Below are 21,135 nucleotides of genomic sequence, written 5' to 3' on the forward strand. Positions count from 1 at the left end.
AACGGACGCTCGCCTCCATCCGTGCATGGCGTGAAAGGACCCGTGATTCATGGCTTCCATCGCCCAGGGACCCTCTTGCGTTCCAGTTGCGTCCCTCCTCCGCGAACTGAAGGACCGGGTCATCCAGAACTGGCAGCAGCGGGTGCTTCGGGAAGTCTACGCGGCACAAGAGCAAGACCGCCCGGCACTCATTGACTCCCTCCCTGACTTCCTCGAGCAGCTGGCCCGCACGCTGACGGTTCCAACCTCCCTGGCCCAGGCGGAGCACAACGCCCAGGTGGCGGGAGCGCACGGCGAGGAGCGCTCACGGCTCCCGGAATACACCCTTGGCCAGGTCATCTACGAGTACCAGGTGCTGCGTGAGGTGCTCGTGGAAACCCTCGAGCAGCAGGAGGAGCTCCCCCCGGACGCCCGCCGGGTCCTGAATGCCTGCATCGACCAGGGCATCCGTGTTTCCGCGAGCCGCTTCACGGAGCGAGCCCAGGAGAAGCTCCGACGCGCCGAGCAGTCCGCCAAGGCGGCGGAGCATGTGCTCGCTCAGCTCTTCGCCAATTCCGCCGGGCCGATGGTCTTCTTCGCCGGCGCCGATCTCGTCTATGAGCGCGTGAACGCGCGCTACCTGGAGCTATTGCGGGACCGTCACATCGTGGGAAGGCCCATCATGGAGGCGGTTCCTGAGTTGGCCGACTCCGACTTCCCCACCATCCTCAAGGGTGTCTTCGAGACAGGCAAGCCCGTCTTCGTCTCCGAGGGGCGGGTCGATCTCGAGGACCAGCAGACAGGGGTTGTCAGCTCCCGCTATTTCGATGCTGCGTATTCACGCATCGTGGACCTGGAGGGAAGACCCTCGGGCATCTTCCACTCCGCCACGGAGGTGACGGAGCGGGTCCTCACCCGCCAGGAGGCCCTGCGCACCGCGCAAGCCCTGCGCATCCGTGAGCAGCGCCTGGCGGAGGCGCTCACCATCACGGGCGCGGGCACGTGGGAGGTGGATCTCCGCACCCAGGAAGGTCTGGCGGACCGCCGCTTCCGCGAGATGTCAGGGCTGACGCGGGACGAGCCGTTCAGCGTCGCGAAGGGGCTTGCCCGCATCCACCCCGAGGACAGTCCCGCCGTGGCGGCCGCCGTGGCAGCAGCCATCGCCGGCGAGAACGGGGGCCACTACGAAGCGGACTACCGGACGGTGCCTCGAGCGGACGGTAGCTACCAGTGGGTGGCCGCACGAGGCCAGGCGTACTTCGACGCCAACGGAAAGGCGCTGCGCCTCATCGGCACGGGCGTGGACATCACCGCACGCAAGGCCGCCGAGGCCGAGCGTGAGAGGATCCTCGCTCGCGAGCGGGCAGCCCGGGCGGAGGCCGAAGCCGAGCGACGGAAGCTCTACAGCCTCTTCATGCAGGCGCCTCTGGCCATCTGCACCCAGGAGGGCCCGGAGCACACGTACACGCTCGCCAACCCCCTCTACCGGGAGCTCGTCGGAGGCCGCGACGTGGTGGGCAAGACGCTGAAGGAGGGCCTGCCCGACATCGAGGGACAGGGCTTCGACAAGCTCCTGGACGGAGTCCTCACGCAGGGCGTGCCCTTCTTTGGAAAGGAGGTGCCGGTGAAGTTCGCCCGTCACGCCGAAGGCAGGTCCGCCATCCTCAACTTCGTCTATGCCCCCATGCGCAACGCAGCGGGGCAGGTGTATGGGGTCATGACGGCGGCCACCGACATCACCGAGCAGGTACAGGCGCGCGAGGCCGCGCTGAAGACCGCGGAGGCGCTTCGCGTGAGTGAGCAGCGGCTCGCCCTCGCGCTGGAGGTCTCTGGCTCGGGCACCTGGGAGCTCGACCTCACGACGCACCAGCTCACCGCGGATGAGCGGATGCGAGCCCTCTTCGGCCTTGGCCCCGAGGAATCCTTCGACTTCGAGCGCGTGCTCTCCATCCTGCCTCCGGAGGACGGCGCGCTCGTGGAGCGCATCAACGCGGACGCACTCGCGGGGAAGAATGGTGGCGCGTCGGAAGCGGAGTACCGCACCATCACCCTGCCCAATGGCAGACGGAGGTGGGTAGGCACACGGGGCCAGGTGTACTTCGATGCCGCGGGCAAGCCCATGCGCTTCCTCGGGACGGGGATGGACATCACCGCCCGGAAGGATCTGGAAGCGGCACGCACGAGCCTGCTCGCCTCCATCGCCAACCAATCCGTCTTCGGCGTGGCCGTGTTGCGCGGCCCGGAGTTGCGTTTCGAGCTCGCCAACGAGGGCTACCGCAAAATCATCGGCAACCGCGAGGTGTTGGGTAAAGGCCTGCTGGCAGCGATACCCGAGCTCGTTGGACAAGGCGCCGACATCCAGCTTCTGGAGCTCATGCATACCGGCAAGCCGGTCATGGGACGCGAGATGCGATTCTGGGTTGACGCCCAGGGTACGGGAAGGCCCGAGCCGCGCTTCTATAATCTCGCGTGGCAACCCATCCGCACACTGGAAGGTACGGTCGATTCCGTTCTCATGCTCGTGCACGATGTCACGGAGGGCGTCCACGCTCGCGAACGCGAGGCGGAGCTCGCACGGACCGCCCAGGCCCGCACGGAGTTCGAGCAGCACCTCATTGGCATCGTCAGCCACGATTTGCGCAACCCCTTGAACGCCATCCTGCTGGGCGCCACCCTGCTGAGTCGACGGGACGATCTGGACGAGCGCGCACTCAAGTCCGTGTTGCGCATCCAGACGTCCGCCGAGCGAGCCATGCGCATGGTGAAGGACCTGCTCGACTTCACCCAGGCGCGGTTGGGAGGCGGCCTCCCTCTCGTGCTTCGACCCGCGGACCTGCACGAGCTGACCCGGGGCGCGGTGGAAGAGGTGGAAATCGCCCACCTGTCCCGCCAGGTGCAGGTGCGGAGCAGCGGAGACGGACGGGGCACCTGGGATGCGGACCGTCTGGGCCAGTTGGTGCAAAACCTGGTCACCAATGCCCTCAAATACAGCCCGGAAGACACCCCCGTCCGGGTCGAGACGCGCGGGGAGGAGGGCGAGGTGACGCTGTCCGTGCACAACCAGGGAACGCCTATTCCACCCGAGAGGCTCGCGCGGATTTTTCAACCCCTGCAACGCGGAACGGAGCCGGTGGACAAGGCGAGCCGCAGCGTGGGGCTCGGGCTCTACATCGTGAAGGCCATCGTGGAAGCGCACCGTGGCGGCGTCACCGTCACCTCCACGTCGGAGGCGGGCACGACCTTCACGGTGCGGCTGCCACGCGTCGTTCCAGGAGACAGGGCCTTTCGTAGCAGATGAACACCCGGGGCCGCGCGTCTCCTTCCGCCCTATCTGTCGAGGCCGATCAGGAAGAGATCATTGGGGCTCTTCTGGGGCCACTCCTCATCGTCGAGGATCAGCGAGCCCGACCTGAAGCTGCCGAGGACGGCGGGGCGGCCATCCTTCGTCGTCACCAGGGACGAGGGCTCGGCGAGGCCAGCGGGGAAGCCGCGCGTCCAGAGGGGCTCGCCATCGATGCGGTCGTACTTCGCGACGAACAGGTTGCTCCTGCCCTCCCCCTTGCCCGGGAGCGGGCCCAGGCCGAGATCATCACCGTCATGGTAGGAGCCCGTGACGACCACGCCGTCCTTCTGGTCCATGGCGATGCGCTCCCCGAGGAAGCCAAAATTCCTCGCCCAGCGCTCCTTGCCCTCGCGGGTGTAGGCCACCAGGAAGGCATCACCCTGGACGGGCCGGCTGGTATCCGAGGTGACGGTGCGTCCCCCGAAGGTGAAGGTGCCCGAGAACGTGCCGGTCAGGACGATCCGGTCTCCATGAGCCGCGACGTCGCTGGCCCGGCCGCTGCCGCCAGAGAAACGGACGTAGCGCTCCCAGCGCAGGTGTCCGTCCGGCGAAATCCGGAGGACGAAGGCACTGGAGCCCTGGGAGCTGACGCTCCCGCACAGCAGGATGTGGTCCTGACTGTCCACGGTGGCGCCCAATCCCTCTCCAAATTGAGAAGAGACGTGGGCATAGGCCCACAGGTTCTCGCCCCCTGGGGTGTATTTGGTGACGAAGGGACTCGGACCGAAGAAGCCCTCGGCCGGGTCCGGCCTCGAGGAGATGGGTCCGCTCCCGAAGTCCACCGTTCCCACCAGGGTACCCGTGAGGAGGATGTTGTCCTGGTTGTCCGTCAGGAGATCGAACACGGAGACGAACCCGGGGTTGGCCTCCCAGGAGCGCTTCCACAGCAGCTGTCCGTGACGGTCGAACTTCAACAGGTACTCCCCCTCCCAGACGGGGCCATCTCCGAAGTCCACGCCCAGCGCACCGACCGCGATGAGGATGTTGTGCTTCGAGTCCACGGCGAGGTTGCGGCCGAAGACACCGCCATCCACGCCGGGGCCAGGACCGAAGACCTTCACCCACTCCAGACGTCCCTTCTTCTGGTCATAGCGCGCGAGCGCGAGCGCGCTGCTGGTGGGACCTCCCGGTGCCCTCACGACCCTGTCGCCCAGGTCGATGTTCCCGGTGAAGCTATACAGGGCGAGCAGGTGCTCCTCCCCATCCTTGACGAGCCTTCCATACTTCTCCGCGGGGAACTCGCCGATGATGACCGGCTCTCCGGAGATCTGCCGGGCCCACCGGATGGCGCCGGTGAGCGGCCCCTGATCGTGAGCCTGCTCCATCCTCGCGAGCGTCCCGGACTCGTCGAGCGTCGGCCCACCGCACGCGGCGAGTCCCACGACCCACAGCAGAGACAGCACACCCCTTCTCCAGCTCGAACGTCCCATGGTGAATCCCCCTCCGTCGTGCCGGGACATTGCATCCCGGCGAGGAGGAACCGTGCTCACCACGGGGGACGTTGCCTCTGTCCAACAGGAGGAGCTCAGCGTCCACCAGAAGACGCTGAAGCCCGGCTGCCCGGAGGGCTCCCGACCCATGAGCCGCCCTCCGCGCCGCACGCCCCACGCGCATCGTGTCGCGCCAGCTCACCGAGGGCGGGCCCGGAGCCATCTCCCTGAACGCCATTGGCAAGGAGCGCCTGGCGGTACATTTATGCGCCACGGCCGCTCGAGGGTCTGTCAGCTCATCCAACGTTCAGGAGCGGATCCTGACCCGTTGCCGGCGTGAGCAGCTTCGTCGCATCCACACGCCACGGCGCATCCCCCTGCGGCATGACTGCGATGCTCGCGCTGTTCGGGTACGCCGGTGTGGTGGCGAAGTTCAGCGAGCTCAGATCGATCATCGTGAGGAGCCCGCTGAACGCAGACATGAAGTAGTACTTGCGATGGGTGTGATCGCGCACGCTCGTCCACATCGTGTAGTCGCCGTACGTGGTCGTGTACGAGGGCGGCGTCGTTGCTGGGGTGCCCGTCGTGGACGGCGAGTTCTCCACCGTCTGCAGCAGCATCCCGTACGGCGTCCCCATGCAGATCTGCGTGAGCTGCAGCGCGACCATGACCGCGGTCTGCTCTGAACCGGCGAAGCCGGGCGGGGTCTTCGACGGCGGCGTCGTCGGAAAGACGCCTGGTGCCGGCAGCCAACCCGTACCGTCCGCCGGGAGCTGGCTGATGCCCTGGGAGAGGATCGTTGCCCTGACGAATCGCGAGGCGGACAGCGAGTCCCCGGGCAGTCCGACCAGACCGCCTCCGACGGGATTGCCGGCACCCGAGGTGGAGGTGCCGTTGCCGACGAGCGTCAGATTGAAGTAGTTCTTGACGTTCGTCAGCTGCCAGTCGTAGGTCGGCCAGTTGGTCAAAACGGCGTTGGTGCTCGTGTAGACGTTGGTCTTGCCCCCGATGAACTCGATGACGACGCTCTGACCGGTGCTGTCCGTCACGATGTAGTGCAGCGGGACATAGAAATGACTTCCCTGCGGAGGCCCCACGACGGTGATCGTCTTCAGGGCTGCCTGGAAGTCATTGACCGACGCGAAGTTGCCGAGGATCCACGCGGGAAAATCCAGGAAAGACACCTGGTTCCCCTGCGTCCCAATGGGTGGGTACTCGGTACCGGGGGCGAGCCACAGCGCTCCGACGGACAGCCCCTCGCTGTTGATGCCGTCGTTGAAGGTCGGCAGAGATTTCCAACTGCTCCCGGAGGGGGCGATTCCCACGAAGCCATAACGATTGGTCCACTGGAGCGTCGTCCACCCCTTGACTGCCCCGACGGGATTGACCGCTTGCAGCGGCCAGGACTGGTTGCTCGGCATGACGTAGACGCTCTGCTCGATCACTCCCGGCATCTCCAGCGCTCTCGCGCTCACGAACGTCTTCGTCAGGTCTGGGGGGCTCTGACTGGGATTGGAGGGAACGCTGATCAGCAGGTTCGTGCACATTTTGGGGCCTCTTTGGGTGATCGTTCGCCGCTATGCGCGGCTCCCAATCGTATGTTTGTGTGGGCCGCCCTGCACGAGAATAGCCGCGGCTCCTCCCCGATCCGGCTTGATAAAAACATTATGATATAGGTATTCCCCGCACCGAGCACCTCGACGCCGAGTTGCTCGTCATCCCGGCTCGGCGTCCGCGATGCGATCGAGCAGTTCGCTCAACAGCGCACTCTCGCCTTTCGTGAGAACGGTGATCCGGTCCATCGAGGCACGCAGCGCCGCGGCCACCGCGCGGACATCCGCGTTCGCCGGTGTAGCCGCCTCGCTCGTGATCGCGGCCACGACCGCCTCGCGCGCCGCATCGGCGAGTCCGAGGTCGCGTTGCCCTTCGGGCTGGCGCAGCAGCGTGAGCACGGCCCCGGTGCCCATCGCCGATACGATGCCGAGCGCCCGCTCTTCACTGACCCGCAGCCGACCCGCACGCGCGATGTTCCGGATGCGCCGCCGCAGCACATCGTTCCCGTCGCTGACGGCAGGAGACTGCCACGCCAGGTGCGGATCGCTGCTCATGATCGCGAACAGCCCTGGATGGCTGAGACCGAACGCGACGTGCATGTCCCAGCCATCGCGAAAGTCCTGAAGCGGATCGGGGTGTGGCGTGCGCGCGGACTTCTTCGACACGTAGCTCTTCAGCACGTGCTCGATGACGGCCGCGAGCAGGCCCCGCTTGTCGCCGAAGAGCCGGTAGATGGTCGGCGCCTGCACACCGGAGGCGGCGGCCACGGCCCGCGTGGTCGCGGCATCGGGACCTCCGGAGGAGATGAGCTCAGCGGCGGCCGCGATGATGCGCGCGCGCACATCGGAGCCCTCGGCGTCTTCGGCGGCGGACTTCTCGCGATCCTCCATGGGGCCGACATAGCACGTGGCGACTGGAACGCCGATAACAGCGACTTGATAACGCCGTTATCCATCGCTATGTTATCGCCGATAACGGAATATCGTTTCCGCTGCTACATCAAGGGGCGTTTCATGATCGTCGTGACTGGAGCGACAGGGCAACTCGGCCGTCTCATCGTGGAGAAACTCGTCAGCCGCATCCCGGTGGACCAGGTCGCCGTCAGTGTCCGAGACGTGCGGAAGGCCCAGGAACTGGCGGCACGCGGCGTCCGGGTGAGAGGAGGCGACTTCACGGATCCGAAGAGCCTCGCGCACACCTTCGAGGGCGCGTCCCAGGTCCTGCTCGTCTCGTCGAATGCGGCTGCGCATGGTGGCGATCCCCTCGCCCAACATCGCTCCGCCATCGACGCCGCACGGTCCGCCGGCGCGCGGCGCATCGTCTACACGAGCCACATGGCCGCGAGCCGTTCGTCGGCGTTTCCCCCGATGCTCGACCATGCGGCGACGGAGCAGATGCTTGGCGAGTCCGGTCTGGCGTGGACCGCGCTTCGCAACGGTTTCTACGCCGCGAGTGCGATGTTCCTGCTGGAGCGGGGCCTGCGGACGGGAGTCTTCGAGGCGCCCGCGGACGGAAAGGTCTCCTGGACCACGCACGCCGACCTCGCGGAGGCGGCAGCGGTGGTTCTGACGAACGAGGGCCGGTACGACGGGCCCATGCCGCCGCTCACGGCAGCGCGGGCGCTCGACTTCGGAGAGCTGTGCGACATCGCGTCGAGCGTCCTCGGACGTCCGATCCGTCGAAGCACCGTGTCGGAGGACGAGATGCGCGCGAAGCTCGTGGCGTCCGGCATGCCCGCGCCCGCGGTCGCCATATCGCTCGGCCTCTACCGCGCGAGCCACAACGGCGAGTTCGCGGCCGTCGATCCCACGCTGCAGAAGTTGCTCGGGCGTGCGCCGACGAGCATGCGCGAGGTGATTGCCGAGAAGATGGGCCGAACGGCTTAGCCTGGGCTCGCCTCGGAGCACACCGCGCTCATTCCGCAGGCGGAAGATCGAACTCCTTCTTCGTTCCCGTCGTCTGAAGACCTTTCGGCGTGAGTTTGAAGACTTCCGCCTTGAAGTGGTAGTTCTCCGGACCGGAATCGCGCCTCAGCGCCAGGAATCCCACGTCTTCACGCTCGCCCAGGGCGCCGAAGAGCGAATGGGTGAAATCCGTTGCCCACGTCTTGATCGGACCGCGAGTGATCCGGCCCTTCGCATCGACCGGGAAGATATAGAAGAAGCGAAGTCTCGAGGCGGAGCCGGAGACCGAGCCCAACCCATTGGCGAGGACGAGATAGCGCTCCTGGCCCCGTTTGAGCTCGAACGCCTCGTGTCCTTCCTCGAGCCACCCCCCGAATGGGTCCTCGTGTGTCACCACGCGAAAGACTTTCGCTCCGATGGTGAAGGACTCTCGCTGTTTGTCCGAGCCTTGATGGCGGACCTCATACCGATAGGAATGAGGTCCCGCCTTGACGACCAGGGCCCGGCGATCATCGGGAGAGTCGTACCGGAGGGATTCACCCGCCGTGGGCAGACAGGTCACGGTCAAGCCCTCCCGGCTCATCAGCGCTTCCGTGGCCTTGCGTACCGCGGATTCCCACGCCGAGCTCTGAGAGCAATCGGCCGGGTGGTCGAAGCGACTGCCCGACACGGGGTTGTCGGAAGCCGATTGAGCGGTGGCGGCGGTGTACAGGAGGCCCGTGCACACCGACACCAGGGCAACAAGGGAGCCGGTCACTTTCATGGCGTATACCTCTCGGTGTTCCAGAGGAGGCCCGCGTGACCCTCACCGCCCGTCACCAGCACCTCCCCCGTCTCCAGCAGTGTGGCGGTGTGGAGGAACCTGGGAAGAAGCATGTCGTCCACCAGCGTCCAGGTGTTCGTCGCCGGATCATACAACTCGGAGGAGGGCTCGTAGTCATGGGGTGAATCGGCCCTGCCCCCCGTCACCAGCACCTGTCCCGAGTACAGCAGCGTCGCGGTGTGCTCCCGGCGCGGCCGATTCATCGGTGGAGCGGAGAACCATCGATCGTTGTACGGGTCGTACACGTCCACCGAGCGCAAGGCCTTCCAGTTCGCGTCCGAGCCGCCCGCCACCAGTACATATCCGGAGTAGAGCCGCGTGGCGGTGTGGTTGGCACGGATCACCGGCAGGGGTTGCACCTGCCGCCACGTGTTCGTGGACGGGTTGTACAGGTCTACCTTCCGGGTGTACGGCTGCCCGCCCGTCACCAGCACCTCGCCCGAATAGAGCCGTGTCGCGGAGTGCGCGCTGCGGTAGGAGGACATGGGGCCCGTGAGGCTCCACCTGCCCGTGGCCGGGTCGTACAGCTCCGCGCCAACGGGCTGACTTCCGAAGGGCGTTTCACCCCCCGCCACCAGCACCTGGCCCGAATCGAGCAGCGTGGACGAGTGGGAGACGCGAGGCACCACCATGGGGCCCGTGAGGCTCCACGTGCCCGTGGCAGGGTCATACAGCTCGGAGATGCTGGAGGGGACCGGCTCGACCGAACCGTAACCACCCGACACCAGCACCTGGCCAGAGCCAAGCCGGATCGCGGTGAATAGCTCGCGCGGTGCGTTCATCGAGCCCGTGCGAGTCCACGTATCCGTGTAGGGGTTGTACAGCTCCGCGCTCTGGTGGAATTTGTAATAGTCCGAGCCGCCCGCCACCAGCACATCCCCCGATTCGAGCAGCACCGCCGAGTGTCGCATGCGCATGGTCAGCGAGGAGTCACCCTGGGTCCAATGCGTCGCGTCCGTGGCGAGCGCCTTCGCCTCGGAGGACCGGATCCCCCCGGCAGCCGGAGGGAACGGCGCCTCCGCGCCACCGCAGCCACCCGCGACAGTGGCGACTCCCGCCACCAACAATGACAGACGAATCCTCTTGAGCATGGAATCCCTTGACCTGGTTGTGTGCCGTCCGAGCCCGACCTCCGGGGACATGCGGCACAGTACAAAGGGGGGCTGACAACGGCTCATCGCGGTGTGCCTGACGAGAAGCATCGGAGCGCCTCGCGGTTGGGCTACTCTTCTGGAGCCTCGCCGACCCTGGAAAGGTCTCACATGACACAAGACCCGCTCGTCACCACTGCCTGGCTGCAAGAGCATCTCGGGGATGCTGACGTGAAGGTCGTCGACGGCACCTGGTTCATGCCCGCCGACCAGCGCGACCCCAGACGCGAATACGCCCTGGCCCATATTCCCGGCGCGGTGTTCTTCGACATCGACGAGATCGCGGATACGGACAGCCCTCTGCCGCACATGCTGCCCTCCCCCGCCAGGTTCGCCGCCTGCGTCCAGGCGCTGGGGCTCGGCGATGGCTCGCGGATCGTCGTCTACGACGCCAAGGGGGTGCATTCGGCCGCGCGGGTGTGGTGGACCTTCCGGGTCATGGGGCACGAGAACGTCGTGGTGTTGGACGGCGGCCTGCCCAGGTGGATCGCCGAGGGGCGTCCCATCGAGAAGGGCGTGCCTGTTCCGAGGGAGCGTACCTTCACGCCGCGTTTCACCGCCGAGCTGGTGCGCGACAAGGAGCAGGTCCTGGGCGCGCTCACGAGCGGCCGCGAACAACTGGTCGACGCCCGCCCCGCCAACCGGTTCACCGGCGAGGCCCCCGAGCCGCGCGCCGGCCTGAGGGGTGGCCACATGCCGGGCGCGCGCAGCGTCCCCTCCTCCCGTGTCATCGCGCCCGACGGCACGATGTTGCCGGCCGACAAGCTCGCGCAGGTGTTCGAGGCGGCGGGCGTGGACCTCGATCGGCCCATCGTGACGACCTGCGGCTCGGGGATCACCGCGTCGATCCTGGCCCTGGCCCTCGCTCGCCTCGGCCGAACGCGCACGGCGGTCTACGACGGCTCCTGGACGGAATGGGGCGGGTTGGCCGACACACCCGTCGTCACCGGTCCAGCCTGAAGTCCGAAGCGGGAGAGGCCTCCTTGCGAGATGTCGTGACGTATTTCGATCCCCAACCCGCTCCAGCCGAGCTGCCGGTGCGGCTCTCGAGCCCGTTCGCGCACGGCCCTCCTCATCCCCTGGCGTGCCGAGCCGCCGAGGAGTTGCGGTTGAACCTGCGCCACGGTGACCTCGCATGCGAGCTCGGGCTCGGCGCTCTCGAGGAGCCGGGGGGCGGCAAGATGTTCGGTGTGCTGGTCGTCGCGGCGCCGGATGGCCGCGTCGGCTACCTCCGCGCGTTCTCGGGCATGCTCGCTGGCCATTGGCAGGTCGATGGTTTCGCGCCTCCACTCTTCGATCAGGTCGCGCGTGACACATTCTGGCTCGCTGGCCAGGCCGAGCTGTCCGCGCTCGACGAGCGCCATGCCGCGCTACGCGAGGGTGCCGAACCCGTCGCACCGCGTGCGAGCCTCGCCGAAATCGAGCACCTGCGTGCCGAGCGTTCGAGGCAGCTCTGGCAGCAGCTCTCCTATACCTACGTCATCCCCAATGCGCGGGGCGAGGAGCGGCCCCTGGGCGCACTGTTCGCGCCCGCGCCTCCACCGGGCGGAGCGGGTGACTGCGCCGCGCCGAAGCTCCTCGCTCACGCCTACCGCCACCACCTGAGACCTCTGGCTCTCGCCGAGTTCTGGTGGGGCGCGCCCCCCGTCACGGGAGAGCGACACGCGGGCGAGTATTACCCGGCATGTCGCAGCAAGTGTGGCCGGGTCCTGCCGTACATGCTCGAGGGGCTGCCCGTCGATGCGTCGCCGCTCCTCGTCGAGGCAGCGGGTGCGGTGGAGGACCCGCGGGTCGTGTACGAGGACGAGTGGGTGCTCGTCATCGACAAGCCTCATGGCCTCCTGTCGGCGCCCGGCCGCCACTCCCCGGGACGTGACTCGGTGCTCGTCCGCCTCCGGAAACGAGCCCCGGAAGCATCCGGACCGCTCCTCGTGCACCCTCTCGAGTCAGAGACCTCCGGGCTCCAGCTCGCGGCCAGGGATCCGGAGACCCATGCGGCGCTCCAGCGGCAGTTCGCGCGGCGCGAGGCCCACGAGCGCTACGTCGCCCGGCTCGACGGCCACGTCCCTGGAACCCAGGGGGTCATCGAGCTGCCGCTTCGGATCGACCCCGAGGATCGGCCTCGCCACATCGTGGATCCCATCCACGGCAAGCGCGCCATCACCGAGTGGCGCGTCACCCAGCGGACCGACGCCTGGACGCGGGTGTCGCTCGTCCCACGCACCCATCGCACGCACCAGCTCCGGGTCCACGCCGCACACCCGCTCGGCCTCGGTGTCCCGATTGTCGGCGACCACCTTTACGGTGGTGACGGCACGCGCCTGATGCTTCACGCCGAGGCCGTGACGTTCATCCATCCGCGCACGGGCGAGCGCCTCGACTTCGAGTGCCGTGCTCCGTTCTGAGACTCGCGCCACCGTGAGCCATCGCGGGGAACGGACTGTCCTTCACTCTCCTGTCTTGCCAGTATTCCCATGAAGGGGTGTTTTCCGTGAGGTGCGTGTCATGCTACGGGTATGAGGGCAACTGCCCCTCCCCCGTCTGGTTGGACATGGACCTCAAACGCCTTCTCCCTTCCCTCGTTCTCTCGCTCCTCGTGGCAGCCGAAGCCTCCGCCCAGTCGGCCACGAAATTCGCCGTTCCAGGCTCGGCGGTGACCGCCAGCACCTATGACGTGGCGAACAACGCCGTCCCCGCGAATGCGGTCGACGGCAGCCTGACCACCCGCTGGGCGGGCCAGGGCGATGGGGCCTACATCACCTTCGATCTCGGCACCACACAGAGCGTGCAGCTCATCAAGATCGCCTGGCATCAGGGTGATACCCGCACCACGACCTTCGACGTGCTCGCCGGTGCCTCCACGAGCGGCCCATGGACGACGCTGATCAACCGCGGCGTGAGCAGCGGAGCAACCACCAACCCCGAGACCTACGATGTCGCCGATACCAACGCCCGCTACGTCCGGATCGTGGGACACGGCAACAGCTCCGGCAACGGCTGGAACAGCATCACCGAAGTCGAGCTCTGGGGAGCATCGGCAGGCACGGGCGGACAGCTGCCCGTTCCGGGCTCGGCGGTGACGGCCAGCACCTATGACGTGGCGAACAATGCCATCCCCGCGAATGCGGTCGACGACGATCAGACCACCCGCTGGGCGGGTCAGGGCGATGGGGCGTACATCACCTTCGATCTCGGCACCACGCAGGGTGTGCAGCTCGTCAAGATCGCCTGGTACCAGGGCAATACCCGCACGACGACCTTCGACGTGCTCGCCGGTACCTCCACCAGTGGCCCGTGGACGACGCTGATCAACCGCGGCGTGAGCAGCGGAACGACCACCGACTTCGAGACCTACGATGTCGCCGATACCAACGCCCGCTATGTCCGGATCGTGGGGCACGGCAACAGCTCCGGCAACGGCTGGAACAGCATCGCCGAAGTCGAGCTCTGGGGAGCATCGGCAGGCACGGTCGACCAGGTGGCGACGCCCACGTTCAACCCCGCTCCCGGCACCTATACCAGCGCGCAGACCGTCTCCATCAGCTCCGCCACCGCTGGAGCCTCGATCCGGTACACCACCGATGGCAGCACCCCTACCTCCACCACCGGCACGCTCTACAGCGGCCCGCTCTCTCTCGGCACGACGACCACGTTGAAGGCGATCGCGTACCAGAGCGGGCTCACCCCCAGCCCGGTCCGGAGTGGCACGTATACGATTGGGGCGGGTGGCCTCGATCCTTCAGCGCCACCGAGCGGCAACTTCGATCTCTCGCACTGGAAGATCACGCTCCCGGACGCCAGCGAGGTCAGCGCTTCCACGCTGAGCAACGGTTACGAGCTCGAGGACACGTTCTACACGGACCCGGTGACGGGCGGCATGGTCTTCCGCTGTCCGAACCTCGCCGAGACGACCACCAACTCCAGCTACTCCCGGACGGAGCTGCGCGAGATGCTCGCTCCGAGTGGAAGCGCGAGCGCTCCCGCCAACAATTGGGTGATGTCGACGTCCTCCTCGTCCGCCAAGGCCGCCGCGGGCGGCGTGGATGGAACGCTCAGGGCCACCCTTACGGTGGATCGTGTCTCCACCACTGGGGACAGCGGGAAGGTCGGCCGGGTGATCGTGGGCCAGATCCATGGCCCGGACAGCGAGCCCATCCGGCTGTACTTCCACAAGCGCCCCTCCGACTCGCGAGGCGCCATCTACTTCGCCCACGACACACCCTCCAACAGCACCACCTACTACCCAATCATTGGAGACCCGAGCAACTTGAACCCCGCGAACGGAGTTCTGCTCGGTGAGACCTGGAGCTACGAGATCAAGGTCGTTGGGCAATCCATGACAGTCAAGGTCACGCCAGCGGGCCGTGCGACCGTCACGGCGACCTTCACCCTGGAGTCCGGGTACAACAACCTGGGTATGTATTTCAAGGCCGGGGTCTACAATCAAAACAACACCGGCACGGCGGCGGATTACGTGCAGGCCACGTTCTACAGCGTGACCCACACCCATCCTTGAGCACTCCCGGGACGGTCCGCGGCAACCTGTCAGCGGACCGTCCTCACCAACACGGTCCTACCTACCCGACCGCTTCTTCGCCTTGCGCGCGGAAGCGGTCTTCTTCGCGCTCCCCTTCGCCTTGGCCCCACCCGGTGAGCGAGCCTTCGACGCGGACTTCTTCGCGACGGCCTTCTTCACGGCCGCCTTCTTCGTGGTGGCCTTCTTCGCGACCGGAGCCTTCTTCGCGGCAGCCGGAGCCTTCTTCGCGGCCGGAGCCTTCTTCGCGGCCGCCTTCTTCACGGCCGCCTTCCGGACCGGAGCCGCCTTGCGAGCCCCGGCGGCACGCTTCGCACGCGTCGGCTTCTGCTCGGCCGCTGCGGCCTTCTTGCGCCGCTTGGGAGGCACGGCCCGAGGCGCCTCGCTCTCCTCGCCCCCTTCACGCGCGTCCAGCGCCGCCAGGGCGCGGATGCGATCGAAGCCCGCGGGAGCCGTCGGGGTGAGCCGCTCCACGATCTCCACGGACTCGGTCTGCCGCTCCACGGTGGGAGGAGCCACTTCCGCGGTCTCCGCCCGCTCCGCCGGAGCCTCTTCCACGGCAGCCGTCTCGGCGGCCCGATTCCGCACTGCCTCCGCTTCGGCCATCGAGAGCTCGCCGGCGTCGACCCCGCGCTGGGGCCGACCCCACCGCTCCTCGCGGGCCCGCTCGCGCGAGGCACGGGAGGCCTTCTTCCGCTCCTCACGGGCCTGCTGCTTCTGGGCCTCCTGCTCCACCCTCTCCACGTCCTGGATGGACCGCACGGTCCTGCCAGCGATCTCCAGGGCCTCGAACTCGATCCGCCGCAGGGACAGGTTCACGTTGACCAGGCGCACCCGGGTCTTCTGTCCCACCCGCACGCGGAAGCCACCCGGCAGCGTGAAGGTGTGCAGCGTCTTGTCGAAGCGCGTCCCGAACCCGAGCGAGTCGGCGCGGACGAGCCCCTCGACGTGCACCTCGTCGAGCTCCACGAAGAAGCCGAACTCGACGAGGCCCGCGACGGTGGCGGCGAACTCCTCGCCCAGGCGGTCCTTCATCATCAGGGCCGCGTAGAAGGAGACCACCTCGCGCTCCACCTGCATGGCGGCGCGCTCGCGCTCGGAGCTCTGGGAGGCCATGTCCTCCAGCCGCTGCTCCTCGCGCTCCAGCTGGGCGGGAGACCGCTCCTGCCCCTCGCGCTCCCAGTGCGCCTTGAGCAGCCGGTGGACGAGCAGGTCCGGGTAGCGGCGGATGGGCGAGGTGAAGTGGAGGTAGAACTCGGCGGCCAGTCCGTAGTGGCCGACATCCGAGGCCGTGTAGACGGCCTGCATCATGGAGCGCAACAGGAGCTGGTTGAGGGCGCGCTCCTCGGGGTGGCCCTGGAGCTGGGCCATGAAGGCATTGAGCGCCTTCGGGGTGATGTCCTCGGCCACCATGCGGAAGCCGTAGGCCTGGGCCAGCTGGGCGAAGACGGCCAGCTTCTCCTCGTCGGGCTCACCGTGGTAGCGGTACACGCTGGGCAGGCCCTGATCGGCGAAGAACTTCGCCACCGCCTCGTTGGCGGCGAGCATGCACTCCTCGATGAGCCGGTGGCTGTCCTTGCGCTCGCGGCGCTCCATGCGGGCGGGCAGACCGTCCTCGCCCATCACCACCTTGTGCTCGGGCAGGTTGAAGTCGATGGCGCCGCGCTCCTTGCGCATCTGCATCAGCACGCGGGCCAGGGCCATGAGCCGCTCGAAGTGGGGCTTGAAGGCGTTGCGGTGCGGGACGTCCTTGCCGTCGAGCACGTCCTGCACCTCGTTGTAGGTGCAGCGGGCGTGGCTGCGCATGACGCCCGGGTAGAGCTCGCTCGAGACGAGCTTGCCGCGCGTGTCGAGCACCATGTCCGCCACCATGCACAGCCGGTCCTCGTCGGGGCGCAGCGAGCAGATGCCGTTGCTGAGCCGCTCCGGGAGCATGGGCAGCACACGGTCCGGCAGGTAGACGGAGGTGGCGCGGCGCAGGGCCTCGGCGTCGAGCGAGGTCCCCTCGCGCACGTAGTGCGTCACGTCGGCGATGGCCACCACGAGCCGCCACCCCTGCGGGTGTTCCTCGGTGTAGACGGCGTCGTCGAAGTCACGCGCGTCCTCGCCATCGATGGTGACGAGCGCCATCTGCCGCAGGTCGCGGCGACTCTCTCCGCGGGCCTCCTCCTCGGAGACCACCGGGCGGATGCGATCCGCCTCGTCCATGACCTCGGGGGGGAACTCGTCGGAGAAGCCCTGCGAGTAGGCGATGGAGAGCACCTCGGCGCTCGGATCGCCGGGCTTGCCGACGGAGCCCGCGACCTCGCCATAGAGGCCCTCGCCGGGCTCCAACAGCTCCGCGCCGATGCCCAGGCGCACCCTCACCACGTCTCCGTCACGCGCCATCTGGGTGGGCGGGACGCGGATGGGCCCCTGCGTCTGGAGGTTCTTGTCGTAGGGAATCACCAGGGCGTCGCGCCGGCCGCGCTCCACATAGGTGCCGATGGCGAGCTGCCGCGTCCGGTCGAGCACGCGGACGAGGCGGCCCTCCATGCGCCCGGGGCGCCCCCAGGACTCCACGATCACCCGATCATTGTCGAGCGCCCGCGCGGCCTCCTGGGGCGGAAGGAAGATGTTGTCTCCCTCGCCCGAGCTGGGGTGGACGAAGCCGTAGCCATCGCGGTGCACGTGGAGGATGCCCTCCACCGTGAAGGTCTCCTGTCCCGCCTCCGCCCCACGCTCGCGCCGGCCACCCCGGCCTCGCGGCTCGAAGCGCTCCTCACGCGCGAAGCCTCCTCCGCGTCCGGAGCGGCGATCCTGCTCGAAGCGGCCGCGGTTGTCGGACCGGCCCTCGAAACGGCCCGCCTGCCCGGCGCGGCCCCCTCCCGGCTTGTCCCGCCGGGCGTCGAAACGGCCACCGCCGGGCCTCTCCTGCCGGGCGAAACGGCTCCGGGGCTCGGCGGTCCCCCGCTCCTCGAAACGGCCGCGCGGCCCAGGTGCGCCCCGATCCTCGAAGCGCGCCTGGGGCTGATCCCTGCGGCCCTCGCGCACGAAGCGGCCCCGTGGCTCGGGACGGCCCTCCCGCGAGAAACGGCCCCGGGGAGCGAAGCGCTCATCGACTCCAGGCCGGGCCTCCTCGCGCGGCGGACCCCCGGGCCGGCGCTCGTCTCGAGTCCCCTGGCGCCAGGCTCCTGGAGGGCGGCCCTCACGCTCGTGCCCTCGCGGCTCCCCACGGGCCTCGGGCTCGCGCCGGACGAAGGGAGGCCGTGCCCCCCCGTTCCCATCGGTCCCATTGGAGGCCGGCCGCTCGCCCCGCAGGCGGAACCGCTTACCCTCCTTGAGCAGCTCGCCGTTGCGCACCAGATCCCGCAGGGCGCGCTTGAGCTGGGTCTGCTGCCCGGGGTGCAGTCCGGTGAGTCGCAGGAGCTCCTTGACCCCGAGGGGGTGCTTGGAGTCGGACAGGTGTCGCTTCACGTCTTGAAGAATGTCGGTCACGAGAGGTCCCAGAGCAGGGAGCCAACGGGCCCTGAAAAAAGTAAGCCCGGCAGGTCCCACTGGGGACCCCCGGGCGAAAGACTTCGATGCGGAGTGCCTTGGAGCGTAGAGGGTCTCTCAGGGCTTGACGTTCACGGTGAGCTTGAACGAGCGCTCCACCTGACCGGGGTTGAACGCCTTGGCGAGGAAGAACTCGACCTCGGACGTTCCGGGGTTGCGCGGGGTGAAGAAGAACTCGCGGGTGGCCGAGCCGTCGGTGCCCGGCTCGAAGTTGGCCTCCCGCAGGCCCACGCGCTTGGCCGCCGTGGGCTCGATGGCCCACGTGAAACCCGGCTGCTCCTGCAGACGCACGGTGATGGCGTGGTTGAGCTTCGCATCGATGTTGGCGGGCTGCTCGCCCTCCACCTGGACGATCTCCATGCCCTCGCGGGAGATGGGCCGGGCCTCGGAGGGACGCGGCTCCACGTTCTCCACCTCGATGCGACCACCCCAGCCCGAGGACTTGTCCACCACGCCGGTGACGGCGAGCGTCTGGCCCAGGTGCTTGCGCAGCCCCTTGGCGCCCTTGCCCTCGAGGATGTAGGACACCTGCTGCCGGGTGCCGCCGTTGGAGACCACCAGCACGAACTCCTCGCCGGTCATCTCCAGGTTGCCGCGCAGCGAGGCGAAGCCCTTCATCCCCGCGCCCATGCCGGCCGACACCACCTGGGACACCTCGCCGGGAGACAGGTAGCGCAGCCGGGTCTCCACCTCCACCGGCGCCACCACGGGCTCCTCGACCTCGGGCTTCTTCGCGGAGAACTTCCGCACGTCCACCGTGCCGCCGTAGTTGGTGGTCTTCTTGATGAGACCGCTGACGGACACCTTGTGGTCCATATAGGCCGGCAGCACCTCCTGATCCGGCCCCTGGAGGATGAAGGTCAGCTCGCGCTTGTCGCGGCCCACCACCATGAGGGCGGGCAGACCGTCGACCATGGACAGGCGGCCCTTGAGGCTGCCCTCGCCCACCACACCCCGGCCCTGGCCGGCGGTGAGCAACTGCTCCATGTCGCGCTTGTTGAGCGGCTCGCCCGGGGGAGGCAGCTTGGTGGCGCGGGGACGCGGCTTCTCGGCCGCGGGCACCACGGGGGCCTCCGCCCTGGCGGACTCCTTGCCCCGGGTGGCCTCCTTCACCTTGCCCGCCACCTTCGTGGCGACCTTCGAGGCCGCCTCGGCGACCTCCTTCACCTTGGTCGCGGCCTTCGCGGCGACCTTCTTCGCGGCGGGCGCTTCCTTCTTGGCCGCAGCGGGCGCTTCCTTCTTCACCGTCGCGCCCTTCTTCGCCACCTTCGCGCCCTCCGCCGCCTTCGTCACCAGTTTCGCGGCGGCCTTCGCCACGCTCTTGGACGCGGTCTTGAGGACACCCGGTTTCGTCGACTTGACCTTCTTCTCAGCGGGAGTCGCCTTCTTGGCCCCGGACCTGGGCTTGGCCATCGACGCTGTCTCCTTGGATTTCCCGTGTCTTCTCAACGGGTTGGCGCGCCAGCACCCAACCGGACGCAGGCCTCGCGATCACCGGAACTTGTAACGATGATCAGCAGGAGTGTCAAACAAAGTCTTGAATTTCCTAGGGACTTTGATCCCAAAAACAGCCTGTCGCTACACACCTGTTTCGCCCTCCCCTGGTAAAGCCGAACATCCCTGGGAGATCACCCCAACGGAGCCCGACCCATGAAGGAAGATGACGCGCTGCTGCCCGTGGAGGAAGCACGTGCTCGCACGCTCGCCCTGGTGTCCCCGCTGCCCCACGAGTGGGTGCGGATGGAAGAGGCCCTCGGGCGGGCCCTCGCGGTGGACGTCCGCGCGCAGCGCACCCTGCCCCCCTGGGACAACTCGGCCATGGATGGCTTCGCGGTGCGCAGCGCCGATCTGACGGCGCCCCCGCCCATCCGCCTCCAGGTCCGGGAGACGATCTACGCGGGCCAGACGCCCCGGGAAGAGGTCCGGCCGGGGAGCTGCGCGCGGATCATGACGGGGGCCCCCCTGCCGGCGGGCGCGGACGCGGTGGTGATGCGCGAGCGCACCCGGCTGGCTCCCGGGGGCGAGACGGTGGAGATCCTCGAGGCGGTGGGGCCGGGAAACTTCGTGCGGCCCCGGGGTGAGGACGCGCGCGAGGGCGAGGTGCTGCTGGCGCGGGGCACGCCCCTGGGGATTCCGGAGCTGGGGCTGCTGGTGGGCCAGGGAATGCTGACGGTGCCCGTGCCGCGCCGCCCGCGGGTGGCCATCCTCTCCACCGGCGACGAGCTGTGCCGGGCGGACGCGCCCGCCGAGGGCCGCATCGTGGACGCCAATGCCCCGGCGCTCTCCCTGGCCGTCCTCCGGGCTGGCGGGGTGCCCTCGGTGCTCGGCATCGCCCGGGACACGCTGGAGGACGTGTACCAGCACCTGGCGGCGGCCGAGGGCTACGATCTGGTGCTGACGAGCGCGGGCATGTCCGTGGGCGAGCACGACTTCGTGCGCGAGGCCCTGGAGAAGCTGGGCGTGGAGCGGGACTTCTGGCGCGTGGCCATCAAGCCCGGCAAGCCGCTCGCCGTGGGCCGCAAGGGGAACACCGCCTACGTCGGACTGCCGGGCAACCCCACCTCCTCGCTCGTCACCTTCGAGCTCTTCGTCCGCCCCGCCCTGCGGCGCATGCTGGGGCACTCGGAGGTGGAGCCACCTCGGGTGGGCGGCCGACTCGCGGGCGAGCTCAAGAAGCCAGTGGGGCTGGCCCACTACGTGCGCGTGACGGCTGCCTGGCAGGACGGTGAGCTGTGGGCCCGGCCCCTGTCCACCCAGACGTCGGGTGTGCTGCGCTCCGCGGCCTCGGCCACTCACCTGCTCCACTTCCCACGCAATTCAAGTAGGCTGGCTAATGGTGACAGCGTGGAATTGCTCCCTCTTTCCTGGGGGGCATGAAGA

General features: G+C 68.1%; 13 protein-coding genes. 6 read left to right on the forward strand and 7 right to left on the reverse strand.

Features of this window, described 5'->3' with window-relative positions:
- Positions 1-49: 49 nt before the first annotated feature.
- Positions 50-3,277: a PAS domain-containing sensor histidine kinase gene (locus tag JRI60_RS30230; protein WP_204219354.1), complete on the forward strand. Its 3,228-nt coding sequence runs from the start codon at positions 50-52 to the stop codon at positions 3,275-3,277.
- A 29-nt stretch (positions 3,278-3,306) separates the two neighbouring features.
- Here JRI60_RS30230 and JRI60_RS30235 read toward each other — a convergent pair whose 3' ends face one another.
- From JRI60_RS30235 to JRI60_RS30245, 3 genes are all read right to left on the reverse strand, one after another.
- Positions 3,307-4,725: a hypothetical protein gene (locus JRI60_RS30235; RefSeq protein ID WP_204219356.1), complete on the reverse strand. Its 1,419-nt coding sequence runs from the start codon at positions 4,723-4,725 to the stop codon at positions 3,307-3,309.
- A 323-nt stretch (positions 4,726-5,048) separates the two neighbouring features.
- The gene (locus JRI60_RS30240) at positions 5,049-6,299 is read right to left on the reverse strand and encodes a linear amide C-N hydrolase (RefSeq protein ID WP_204219358.1); all 1,251 of its coding nucleotides are present in this window, start codon (positions 6,297-6,299) and stop codon (positions 5,049-5,051) included.
- Positions 6,300-6,467: 168 nt separating this feature from the next.
- Positions 6,468-7,196, reverse strand: a complete 729-nt coding sequence (locus tag JRI60_RS30245) for a TetR/AcrR family transcriptional regulator (protein WP_204219360.1) — start codon at positions 7,194-7,196, stop codon at positions 6,468-6,470.
- A 123-nt stretch (positions 7,197-7,319) separates the two neighbouring features.
- Between JRI60_RS30245 and JRI60_RS30250 the strand changes: the two genes are divergently transcribed.
- The gene (locus JRI60_RS30250) at positions 7,320-8,192 is read left to right on the forward strand and encodes an SDR family oxidoreductase (RefSeq protein WP_204219362.1); all 873 of its coding nucleotides are present in this window, start codon (positions 7,320-7,322) and stop codon (positions 8,190-8,192) included.
- A 28-nt stretch (positions 8,193-8,220) separates the two neighbouring features.
- Here JRI60_RS30250 and JRI60_RS30255 read toward each other — a convergent pair whose 3' ends face one another.
- Together JRI60_RS30255 and JRI60_RS30260 are read right to left on the reverse strand one after the other, a co-directional pair.
- Positions 8,221-8,973: a hypothetical protein gene (locus JRI60_RS30255; RefSeq protein WP_204219364.1), complete on the reverse strand. Its 753-nt coding sequence runs from the start codon at positions 8,971-8,973 to the stop codon at positions 8,221-8,223.
- Positions 8,970-10,124 (reverse strand): Kelch repeat-containing protein, encoded by a 1,155-nt coding sequence (locus JRI60_RS30260; RefSeq protein WP_204219365.1) that lies wholly within the window; start codon positions 10,122-10,124, stop codon positions 8,970-8,972. The genes JRI60_RS30255 and JRI60_RS30260 overlap by 4 nt, the downstream gene beginning before the upstream one ends.
- Before the next feature lie 171 nt (positions 10,125-10,295).
- On the opposite strand from JRI60_RS30260, the gene sseA reads away from it, so the two are divergent.
- The 3 genes from sseA (at position 10,296) to JRI60_RS30275 (ending at position 14,700) form a co-directional block, all read left to right on the forward strand.
- Complete coding sequence (gene sseA, locus JRI60_RS30265; RefSeq protein WP_204219367.1) at positions 10,296-11,144, forward strand: 3-mercaptopyruvate sulfurtransferase; 849 nt, start codon at positions 10,296-10,298, stop codon at positions 11,142-11,144.
- Between the two features lie 23 nt (positions 11,145-11,167).
- Positions 11,168-12,589 (forward strand): RluA family pseudouridine synthase, encoded by a 1,422-nt coding sequence (locus JRI60_RS30270; protein ID WP_239469796.1) that lies wholly within the window; start codon positions 11,168-11,170, stop codon positions 12,587-12,589.
- Between the two features lie 191 nt (positions 12,590-12,780).
- On the forward strand, positions 12,781-14,700 hold the full coding sequence (locus tag JRI60_RS30275; RefSeq protein ID WP_204219370.1) for a polysaccharide lyase family 7 protein: 1,920 nt from the start codon (positions 12,781-12,783) through the stop codon (positions 14,698-14,700).
- A gap of 57 nt (positions 14,701-14,757) precedes the next feature.
- Here JRI60_RS30275 and rnr read toward each other — a convergent pair whose 3' ends face one another.
- Complete coding sequence (gene rnr, locus JRI60_RS30280) at positions 14,758-18,174, reverse strand: ribonuclease R (protein WP_239469797.1); 3,417 nt, start codon at positions 18,172-18,174, stop codon at positions 14,758-14,760.
- A 138-nt stretch (positions 18,175-18,312) separates the two neighbouring features.
- Complete coding sequence (locus JRI60_RS30285) at positions 18,313-19,668, reverse strand: protease inhibitor I42 family protein (protein WP_204219374.1); 1,356 nt, start codon at positions 19,666-19,668, stop codon at positions 18,313-18,315.
- A gap of 237 nt (positions 19,669-19,905) precedes the next feature.
- Here JRI60_RS30285 and JRI60_RS30290 point away from each other — a divergent pair, with 237 nt between their 5' ends.
- Complete coding sequence (locus tag JRI60_RS30290; protein ID WP_204219376.1) at positions 19,906-21,132, forward strand: molybdopterin molybdotransferase MoeA; 1,227 nt, start codon at positions 19,906-19,908, stop codon at positions 21,130-21,132.
- Positions 21,133-21,135: the final 3 nt, after the last annotated feature.

The organism is Archangium violaceum (assembly GCF_016887565.1).
Lineage (GTDB): Bacteria > Myxococcota > Myxococcia > Myxococcales > Myxococcaceae > Archangium > Archangium violaceum_B.